The organism is Myxococcus sp. AM011 (genome assembly GCF_013372595.1).
GTDB classification, from domain to species: domain Bacteria; phylum Myxococcota; class Myxococcia; order Myxococcales; family Myxococcaceae; genus Myxococcus; species Myxococcus eversor.
On record NZ_JABXEM010000146.1, the window covers coordinates 17,333 to 27,586 of the forward strand.

General features: G+C 70.6%; 7 protein-coding genes. 3 read left to right on the forward strand and 4 right to left on the reverse strand.

Features of this window, described 5'->3' with window-relative positions:
- Window positions 1-3 precede the first annotated feature (3 nt).
- A complete protein-coding gene (locus HUW62_RS27455) occupies window positions 4-546 on the forward strand; it encodes a GNAT family N-acetyltransferase (protein WP_163867984.1) in 543 nt (180 codons plus the stop codon).
- Here the strand turns inward: HUW62_RS27455 and HUW62_RS27460 are convergent.
- Complete coding sequence (locus HUW62_RS27460) at window positions 503-952, reverse strand: inorganic diphosphatase (RefSeq protein ID WP_163867983.1); 450 nt, start codon at window positions 950-952, stop codon at window positions 503-505. The genes HUW62_RS27455 and HUW62_RS27460 overlap by 44 nt on opposite strands.
- A 38-nt stretch (window positions 953-990) precedes the next feature.
- A complete protein-coding gene (locus tag HUW62_RS27465; protein ID WP_176436074.1) occupies window positions 991-2,028 on the reverse strand; it encodes a stage II sporulation protein M in 1,038 nt (345 codons plus the stop codon).
- Window positions 2,029-2,160: 132 nt separating this feature from the next.
- Here HUW62_RS27465 and HUW62_RS27470 point away from each other — a divergent pair, with 132 nt between their 5' ends.
- A complete protein-coding gene (locus tag HUW62_RS27470) occupies window positions 2,161-3,615 on the forward strand; it encodes a DUF1570 domain-containing protein (protein ID WP_240356701.1) in 1,455 nt (484 codons plus the stop codon).
- Window positions 3,616-3,694: 79 nt separating this feature from the next.
- Here the strand turns inward: HUW62_RS27470 and HUW62_RS27475 are convergent, their stop codons facing one another.
- The gene (locus HUW62_RS27475) at window positions 3,695-5,254 is read right to left on the reverse strand and encodes a bifunctional UDP-sugar hydrolase/5'-nucleotidase (protein ID WP_163867981.1); all 1,560 of its coding nucleotides are present in this window, start codon (window positions 5,252-5,254) and stop codon (window positions 3,695-3,697) included.
- Window positions 5,255-5,298: 44 nt separating this feature from the next.
- Between HUW62_RS27475 and HUW62_RS27480 the strand changes: the two genes are divergently transcribed.
- On the forward strand, window positions 5,299-7,212 hold the full coding sequence (locus HUW62_RS27480) for a hypothetical protein (RefSeq protein ID WP_176436075.1): 1,914 nt from the start codon (window positions 5,299-5,301) through the stop codon (window positions 7,210-7,212).
- Between the two features lie 3 nt (window positions 7,213-7,215).
- Here the strand turns inward: HUW62_RS27480 and HUW62_RS27485 are convergent.
- Window positions 7,216-10,254: cyclic nucleotide-binding domain-containing protein (locus HUW62_RS27485; protein ID WP_176436076.1), on the reverse strand; the 3,039-nt coding region annotated here is incomplete at its 5' end.

Consider the following 10,254-nt stretch of genomic DNA (forward strand, 5'->3'; position numbering starts at 1 on the left):
ACCATGCGCCCCCTCTTCCAGGCCCAGGTCTCCGTCACCGCCGAGCGAATCGACGACGCCGAAGCCGAGCGGTTCCAGCCGCTCCTGGAGCGCTGCGAGGACTTCTTCCAGTTGTGCTACGGCCGCCCCGCGCGTCCGGACGAGGGACGCCAGCTTCCCCTGGAGCGTCCTCCCGGCCTGCCCCCCGAGGCGGGCCACCTCATCGCGGTGCGCGACGCGTCGGGCCAGTGGGTCGGAGTCCTCGAAGGCATCCAGGGCCATAGAAAGCCCGGAGAGGCCTACCTGGGACTGATGTTGCTCGCGCCCCACGTGCGCGGCCTGGGGCTCGGCGCGGCGCTGCTCCACGGCTACGAGGACTGGCTGCGCTCCGAGGGCATGCACGTGCTGCGCGTCGGAGTCTCCGAGCCGAACACGTCGGCGCTGCGCTTCTGGCGCCGCATGGGCTTCGAGGAAGAGGAGTGGGTGGGCCCACTCCAGTACGGCGAGCTGAGCTACCGCGTGCTCAGGATGCGAAGGACGCTGACGTCACCGGCAGCCAGCCCGTGAAGCGCGTGTCCGTCACGTTGCCTCGCACCAGGTGCAGGCCGCGTTTGAAGAAGGCGTAGACGCGGAAGAACGACTCCAGGCCCAGACGCTCCGCCTCGCTCAGCTCGCCCACGCTGCAAATCACCTTCGGGTCGCCCCGCCCCGAGTCGATGAAGCCCAGCACTCCGACAACGGGCACGCGCACGCGCTGGCCCCGAGGCAGCCGCGCCCCGAGCACCACCGCGTCGAGCGGGTCTCCATCATCGGACATCAGCCCAGGGATGCTGCCGTAGTTGTACGGGCACGGCAGGGGCGCCACGAAGTCCACCGTGCCGTCCGCGCGTCGCTTCACGAACGAGAAGCGCGGGCACTCGATGATGACTTCGGGTTCGCGCGGAAGCAGGGGCAGGAGCAGCGGCTCGGACACGGCTCCCGTCTAGCACGCCCCAAGCCCGAGGGCTTCCGTCAGCCTGGCCGGGGAGCCTCCAGCCGCTCGTCCTCCGAGCCCGACGAGCCCGAGCCCGAGCGCGCGCCGCGCAGCCAATCCGACATCAGGTACGAGTAGACGCCGCTGCCCACCACGAGAGCGAACGTGATTTTGAAGGCCACCGACAGCTTGGGCGGATGAATCTGGGACACCGTGCCCTCGATGAAGCCCGCGAGGACGAAGAGCACCAGCGTCCCGAAGAGGAGCTTCACCGCCGTCACCGCCTCCATGCGCAGCGCCTGCCCTCGCGGCAGTCCCTTGGGCGCCACCAGGCCGCGCGCGATGACGAGGCCCGCCGCGCCCGCGATGCAGATGGCCGTAATCTCCGGGATGCCGTGCGGGAGAATCCAGGCCCAGAACCAGCCGGCCATTCCCTTCGCCGCGTACACGTGCGCGAGCGCGCCCAGGAACAGGCCGTTGACGAAGAGCATCACCGCGGTGCCCAGCCCCAGCGTCACGCCGAGCGCGAAGCACAGGAATGCCACCTGGATGTTGTGGGTGAAGAGGAACGAGGTGAAGTGCGCCTGCTGGCCCACCGACATGCCGTCCCCGGACGCCTCGTTGGCGGCGCGCTGCACCGGATCCAGCTCCAGGTGTTCGGCGGGCACCAGGTAGTGCGCCGCATCCGGGTCCACCATCATCCCCAGATAGCCGAAGCCCGCGCCGGCCAGGAGGAGCAGCACCGCGGCCACGTACATCTTCCACTCGCGGCGAAGGAGCGCGGGAAAGCCTCTCGCCACGAAACCCCAGACATCCGCCAGCCTCGGACGGCGCCCCGGATAGGTGAGCGCATAGGCACGCCCCACCAGGTCATTCAGATACGCGCTGACATCGGCCGAGCCGCTGCGGGCCCGCACCCAAAGCAAATCGCTCGACACGGCGCGGTAGAGCTTACCGAGCGTCCGAGCGTCATCCAGGCTCAGCCCTCGCAGGCCGCGCACCTCGGACTGGTCCAACAGCTTCTCGAGCTTCTCCCAGCGAGGCCGCCGAGACTCGATGAACTCCGCCATCTCCATGACGTCAGTCTAGCCCAGGAGGGCGGTACGCCCACCCTGCCCTACGGGCGCCGGTTGTGGGAAAACAGGGGTATGACGTGTCGGCTGGCGTTCCTGGGGTGGCTCTTGGCCTGTTTATCGGGATGCAGCTCCATGCGAGCGCTGTGTCCCCTGGAGGGCGGCCGCCCCTGGGTGGAAGTGCGCAGCCCCCACTTCAGCATCCGCACCGACTTGGACACCGAGACGGCCGAGGGCGCGGCGCGCGAGCTGGAGATGCTGCGACAGGGATTGCTCCAGGCGTGGGGCGGCAGCTTCGACCCACCGGGCACGGTGGAGGTCATCGTCCTGCGCAACCGCCGGGAGCTGTCTGAGTTCACCAACGTCGGCATCGAGGGCTTCTCCGCCACCACCTCCGAGGGCCCCCTGCTCGTCATGGCGGGCAACAGCTACGCGCTCAGCGAGGACGCGGCGGACATCTCCACCCAGGCGCACGAGCTGACGCACTACCTCTCGCAGTTCGCCCTGGTGCGACAGCCGCGCTGGTTGTCCGAAGGGCTGGCCACCTATCTGGAGACCATCACCCTGCGACCGGAGCGGAAGGAGGTCGTCCTCGGCACGCTCCATGACCCGTTCCTGGCCCACGTCAAACGCAGCGGCTGGCGCACGCTCGACGAGCTGTGGGAGTGGGACCGGCGCGGCCTGATGAGCGGCGCGGAGTCGCGGCAGTACTACGCCTCCGCGTGGCTCTGGGTGCACTTCTTCATCAGCCAGCACTCCGAGCGCTTCGAGCGTTTCCAGAAGCGCCTCATGCGCGGCGAGGAGCCGAGGAGCGCCTGGGAGGCATCCTTCCGGGGCGTGAAGGATATCGCCGGCCAGGTCCACGCCTATGCCCATGGTGGACGTCACGTGCACTACCCGCGCATCACCGCGCCACTGGTGCCCGTCTCCAGCGACATCCGCATCCGCCCGCTGGAGCCCGCGGAGGTGCACGCCGTGCGCGCGCGCCTCATCCTGATGACGCCCGGCGCCGCGCCCGCCGAAGTCCGCCTGGAGAAGGCGGAGTGGGAGATGGCGCAGGCGCTGAAGGAGGACCCGGGCAACCTCACCGTGGCGCTGCTGCGCATCCGCTCCATGGGGGACCCGGACCAGCAGCTCGGCTTCGCGCGGGAGCTGGTGAGCAACAGGCCCGAGAGTGGCCTCGCGTGGGACGCGCTCGCCCAGGCGCTGGACGCCGCGGGCTACGCCACCGAGGAGCAGGAGGCGGCCCGCCTGCGCGCCGCGGAGCTGGTGCCCGACAGCGTGGGCACGCAGAACGGGCTGGCTCGCTTCTACGCACGCACCGCGCAGCCTGAGAAGGGACTGGCGGCGGCGCAGCGTGCCGTGGCCCTGGCGCCGGGCAACGCCAGCGTGCTCGACACCTACTCCACCATCCTCTTCCAGTTGGGCCGCTGCCAGGAGGCGCTCGCCACGCAGCAGCTCGCGGTGGAGGTGCTCTACGAGGGCACACCGGAGCGGCTGCGCCAGACGGTGCACGACACCCTGGCCCGCTACGAGGCGGTGTGCGGCTCCTCCCCCGCCGCCGCGTCGTCGCCCGCGGGCGGCGAGTAGCGGCCGGAACGACGAAGCGCCGGTGAGCCCTGGAAGGGGGCCCGACCGGCGCCTCGGAGACCACGCGGACCGCCGTGGGTTACTTCAGCTGCTTCTCCAGCGGCTTCTTCTCGTTGGAGTCGAGCTGCTTGGTCCAATCCACCACCGGCGTCTGCCAGGCCATGCCCGTCTCGGTGGGCTCCGGGGCGAGCTTCTCGAACTCGAAGCCGTCACCGCCGAAGTACAGGTACTCCACCGTGGCGACGGAGTACTCCTTCTTGGGGTCCAGCGGCTTGCCCTTCGCGTCCTTGAACTTGTTCTTGCCCGCGGCGGTGAAGCCGGAGACGAGCGCGTTGGGGTTGGCGAGCTGCTTGGCCAGGTCCTCGCCCTTGAGCTTCACGACGAGCAGCGAGTTCTCGAACGGCATCACCGAGTAGATGCTGCCGCGCGTCACCGGGCCGGCCGGCAAATCGCCGCGGATGCCGCCCTTGTTGAGGATGGCCGCGTCCGTGCCGAGCGACTCGCGCACCGCGCCGCCAATCCACTTCGCCATCTGCGGGGAGGCCTGGGTGATGCCCGTCTTGGTGAAGCCGATCTGCTGGCCCAGCACCTCGTCGAGCTGCGCCTTCCACTTGGCGACCAGCTGCGCCGTCTCGGCGTCCGGCGTTCCACCGGCCACGTCGACGAGCTTGCCCTCGATGTTGGTGACCTTCTCGCCAGCGGGCTTCGCCGGGTCGAACTGAATCTGGGCGCGCAGGTACTTGGCGAAGCCACGGTCCAACGACGCGAAGATGACGCCGTTCTCCTTCGAGTAGACCTGCTCCGGGCAGCGGCCACCGGCGACGACGGCCAGCTTCCACTCGGGGTGCTTGGCGACGACGGGCTGCAGCTCCGTGACGCACGTGTCGGCCACGACGACGATGGTGTCGGCGCCGGCCTTGCGGGCCTCGGGGATGGCGCTGTTGAGCGCCTCCTCATAGCCCGTCACTTCCAGGCCCTCGGCGCGGCCGGCCATCGCCGTGCGCACCGTCTTCTCCGAGGCGAGACCCACGACGCCGATCTTCAGGCCCCGACGGTCGAACACCTGGAACGCGGGCAGCGACATGTCACCCGCGAGCGCCGGGTCCTTCACGCGAAGGTTGGCGGCGAGGAACGGGAAGCCGCCGGAGGCGCGGTTCTTGAGAAAGGCCTCCTTGCCGAACGCCAGCTCATGGTTGCCCATGGCGGAGGCGGCGTAACCCATGCGGCCCATGACCTCGGCCGTGGGCGCGCCCAGGAAGAAGGACGACAGGGCCGGCCCGTTCCAGTGGTCACCCGTGGCGAGCGCCAGGGTGCCGGAGTCGGCGCAGGTCGCCTGGCCATCCTTCACGGGGCCGGGACAGTGCTTCTCGTCATTCACCCAGTGACCAAGCAACTCGGCGGCGCCACCCTTGCCTTCGACGGGCTGAAGCTGACCGAAGGTGCCACCAGTGACGAGCAACGTCACCTCGCTGGGCACCACGGGCTTCGCCGGCGCGGCGTCGGGCTGCTCGGCGACGGGGGCGGTAGGGGGAGGACTGCTCTTCTCGCAGCCGGCCAGGGCGCCGAGCGCGAGAACCAGCACGCCGGAAAGGCGCGACTGGCGGGAGGGACGGGGGCGGTAGCAGGGGTTCGAGCTCACAGCGCGCCGTTTAGCACAACTCGGGACGTGATACGGTGACTGGCGTGTCGGATGAACAGGACCCCAAGGGCCCACCCTCACCACGAGGGGAGCAGCAGCAGGACGCCGCGAGCGGAAAGCACCAGACCGGCCGCGTACTTGCCCAGCATTTCTGGGAAGAGCTGCAAAAGGGCGCCACCCACTACCAGGAGCAGGGTTCGGAGGTGGTTCCTCGGGGGCGGGTGAGACAGTTCATCCATGGACTGAGCCTTCCGTTTCATATTGCCCGGGCCCTGCTGGGAGACCCGGTGGCGCGCCGGCAGTACCTGCGCGTGGGGCTGATGCAGACCGTGGTCGCGCTGGCGCTGGCGCTGACCTGCATGGGCTCGGCGAAGCAGGCCGCCGATGTGGTGGAGGACTCCCAGGACAAAGCCGCCTCCGCTGAGCTGTCGAAGGCCCTCGAGAAGGTCGCGACAGCGGTGGCGGAGCAGAAGGTGAGGAAGGCGGACCGGGAGGTGGCCCGCGAGCTTCGCAAGCAACGCCGCCAGAACCGGGAGGCCCCCGCGGCCCCCAGCACCAACGAAGATTCCCAGGCCCAAGCCGAGCCGCCTGAGGAAACGGACGAAGACAGTCCCCCGCCCCAGGACGCGGAGGCCGAGACGAAGCCCTCCGAGCAGGCCGCCGACGCGCATGCGGCCCCGAACGAAGACCCGGAGGCCGACGCGAAGCCCTCCTCGGAGCGGGCCGCCAACGCGCATGCGACCCCAGACGAAGACCCGGAGGCCGACACCGGCGCGCTGGCCAGGCCGGTCGAGGAACACGAACCGGCCGCCCAGGAGAAGAAGGCGGATGTGGCCCCCTCGGCCGCCGGAGCGTCCGACGAAACCAAGGACCCACGGGCACCGTCGGAGGTCGCGACGGACGCGGAGGGCCGCATCGCGCTGAACCTGGAGCAACGGGTTCGCGACATCGAGGCCGCCGCGAACAACCCGGACTCGGGCACCGAGGTCTCGGACGCGGTGCTGGCCCTCGTGGTCGAGGCCATCTCCAGCGCTTCCTCGGACGCGTCCAGCGTGAAGCCCAAGAAGATCAGGGGCACGCGGGCCGACAACGCTCCCTCGGAGGCGGACAAGCCAGAGTCCGCACCCCTGGAGGCGGACAAGCCCGAGTCCGCGCCCTCGAAGTCGACACCCCAGGCGCCTCGTGAAGGCGGGTGGCTCTCGCGCCTGAAGATCAATGGCTACTCCGTGTTCGGCATCTCGTTCTGGGTGGCGCTGTTCGCGGCGATGCAGCTTGCCCAATGGGTCGTCATCGCCTTGTCGCGCGACTACCACGACGTCATCTCGCGTGAGGCGAGCCTGCTGACGCGCGTGGAGCCGGAAGACGACGCCATGACGCCGTACATCCGCCTCAATGTGTCGTGGATGCGCAAGAAGGTGCACCGTCGCATCCGGGCGATGATCCTCTTCGCGGTGGGCGTGCCCGCGGCGGCCTTCCTCGTCTCGCCCCTCTTCTGTCTGGGACTCAGCAGTCCCGTGTTGACCGTCATCACCTCGTTGTGGGGCGGGTGGTGGCTGATGGTGTTCACCGCGGCCAAGAGCGCCCAGGCTTGGGAGCCGCTGGCCGGCCAGCGGCCTCCCTGGTTCCTGCGCGCGTGGACCTGGATGACCACCCGAATGCCCGGCCTGCGGTGGAGGGTGTTGCAACGCTATGGCGAGATGTGGAGCAGGCGCACAACGGAGGTCTTCGTGCCGGTGTCCACGGTGGAGCGGCATCCCTGGGCCTACGCGGGGCTGGCGCTGGTGCGCTTCGTGGGCTCGTTCGCGCCGTTGAAGTTCTTCGTGCGCCCGCTCATCCCCGTGGCGTCCGCGCACATCCTCCGAGAGGAGCACGCCAGACGCGTCCGTGAGGGACAGGGCACGCACTCCGGTTCGAGCCCCCGGGTCCCCGGACCGCTCGAGGAATCCATCCGCGCGTGACGCTCAGGCGTCCTTGCCGCGCGTGCGCTTCTCGGTCGGCTCGGGGGAGTCTGGCGCGGGGCCCGTGGGCAGCGGCGGAGCCGTCGGAGGCAGGGGCGCCGTCATCTCCAGGCGCTCTCCTGTCTCGCGCGAGTCGGGCAGCGCGATGAGCGCCTGGAGCTGGAGGCTCACCGCGCGGAAGAAGCCGGTGAGCAGCTCGGGCCGGTCCGCGAGCAAATCCAAGAAGTCGCGCCGGTCGATGATGAGCACGCGGGTGTCCACCGCGGCCACCATGTCCGTGGGGCGCGGCGCACCGTCCAGCAGGCTCACCTCACCGAAGGCCTGCTTGCCCTGGAAGCGCAGCACGTGCTCGCCGTCGTGGAACGCGTCGATGGCGCCCTCGACGATGACGTAGAGCGCGTCACCCGGGTCGCCCTGCGCGTAGATGCGCTCACCCGCGCGGAAGGAGCCCTCGCGAGCCACCGCGGCGATGGCGGCGATGTCGTCCACGTCGCTCTGCGAGAAGACGCTCACGCCCTCCAGGGCGAACATCCGTTGGACAATCCGGTCGCTCAACTCACCCTCCTGCGGCAGCACATCCAGCCCATTCACCCGCGCGACGTGGCGAGCGCACGCGCGCAGCACCACGTCCTCGCTCTGCACCAGCGCCGCCAGCCTGCGCCACAGCCGCCCCGAGGCTCCGAGCGGCAACTCGCGGTGGTGCGCCTCCACCTGCTCCATCACCAGCTCGCGGTCCTCTTCCGAGAGCAGGTTCTCCAGCAGCTCCAGCGCCAGCGCGCGCCGCCGCGCATCCTGCCCCACCAGGTTGTAGTGGATGCCGCGCATGCGCTGCGACGAGTCCAGGAGCCCCAGCAGGAAGAACGACAGCTCGAGCGCCTGGTCCAGCCGGTCCCCCACCGCGCGAGTCAGCAGGGAGCCATCCCCGAGCGCCGCGCGCACGTCGCGGTAGGCGCCCACCAGCGCGCGGTACACGTCGCGTCGCCGGACCAGGGCCTCGCGCACGCGGTCCACGTCCACGGGGTGTTCGGGGTGCTCGTCCCGGAGCCGCGACAGCTGCGCGCCGATGCGGAAGTGCAGCGACGCATCGTCCCGCACGTTGGAGAACAACAGCGCGTCCAGCGCCGCCGGCGTGCCAATGCCGCGCAGCACGCGAGGCAGTTGAAGGCGCATCGCCAGGGGCGCCTTCTTGTTGTTGAGGTGCTCCTCCATCAGCGGAGTCACCACGTCGCCCAGCGCCACCAGCGCCTCGCGGGCCGTCTTGCGCTCCTCGCGCCAGGTCAGGAACGGCAACAGCCGGGGGGCCAGGTCCACATAGCCACCCTCCCCCACCGCGGCCAGCGTCACGCGGCGCACCGTGCTGTCGCCGTCATCGAGGTAGCGCGCCAGCGCGTCCGTGAAGCGCTGGTCCTGGAGCCTGCCCAGGAGCTTCGCCACCTCGCGTCGCTCCACCACGGGCGCGCCCTCGCCGCGAGCGATCAACTCCTGCAGCGACGCCAGCGCGACCGCGCTCCCCGTCGTCTTCACCAGCGCGCCAATCGCCGCGCACCGCAGCCCCACGTCCGGATGGTTGAGCAGCGCCGGCAAGAGCCGCTCGGCCCGCTCCGGAGACAGCCGCGCCAGGGCCCAGACGGCCTGGTCTCTCGGGCGGCGGGGTCCCTCCTCCACCAGTCGCTCCAGCACCGGCGCCAGCTCCCGCGCGTCCAGCTCCAGCGCCAGGGCCACGCCCCGCTCCAGCACCCGCTCGTGCGGGTGGCGCAAGAGCGCGGGCAGGTGCTGACGCAGCGGCACCTCGGCCTGCTCCATCAGGTCCACCGCGCGTAGCACCCGGTCCGGCGTGGGCGCGGACAGGGCCTCCGCCAAGAGGCGCTGCTCCTCCTCGCCATCCAGGGCGACTTCCTCGTCCTCGGCCGCGCCCACCTGTTCGCCCAGGGCCGCCACATACGCGGGCCTGAGTCGCACCAGCAGCAGCACGAGCCCCAGGCACATGCCCATCACCGCCAACGCCATGGTCGCGCCCGTGGCCGCGCGCCCCGCGCCGATGAGCAGCAGGCCGGCCACCACCACGCCGCTCTTTCGCAACAGCCCGTCCACCGCGACGCGCAGGCCCTCGCGTTGGTCATCCGGCACCGCCGCGTACAGCAACTGGATGCCCACCGGGAGGATGGAGTAGCTCACCGCCGTCTCCACCAGCCGCAGCAGGTGCACGGGCGCCAGGCTCGGCGTGACGAGCGTGGCCCCGGCGAGCGGCGCGAGCACCAGCGGCACCAGCGCCACGTAGCGCAAGAGCCCCAGCCGCCGCAGCAACGGCTGCGTCAGGAGCAGCTGGAAGGCGACGCAGAACATGCCGATCCACAGCTGGAGGGAGCCGAAGAGCGCCGTCAGCGCGTCCTCGCTCAGCGTGCCCTCCAGGCGCAGTCGGAACAGGTAGTCCACGAAGGACGACAGCACCGCGAAGGAGATGCCCAGCGCCGCGAGCACCTGCGCGTACGGGCTCTCCGCCAGGTAGCTGAACGCCATGAACGACGTGGGGGCCGGCCGGCCGCGCGGAGGCGGCGGAGGCACGCCGCGATACAGGTGGTGGAAGATGGCGCCCGCGGCCAGGAGGCCCAGCGCGCCACTCACGACGATGGCGGGAGTGCCCAGCCGCTCGGCCAGTCCCTGCACCAGCAGGCCGCCGACGATGCCGCCGCCCATGGCGAAGCCATTGAGCGCCGTGAAGGCCCGCCGGGCCTCGCGCGCGTCGAAGGCCGACGCCATGCGCGCCCAGAACCGGAAGGACACGAAGGTGGAGAAGGTGTCGGCGAACAGGTACAGCGCCAGCGCCGGGGTGCGCTGCCCCGCGGACAGCGCCGCCGCCAGCCCCAGCGCCACCACCCCACCCAGCCCCGTCAGCACGCCCGGCGAGTCCAACGGCGAGTTCGGCTTGAAGCGCGGCAGCACCGTCAGGGCGGCGGTGATGAGGGCCCCCAGGAGGTACAGGTAGGGCAACGCCTGCGACTCGAAGCGCGACAGCACCAGCGCGTTGGCCGCCGTCTTCAGCTG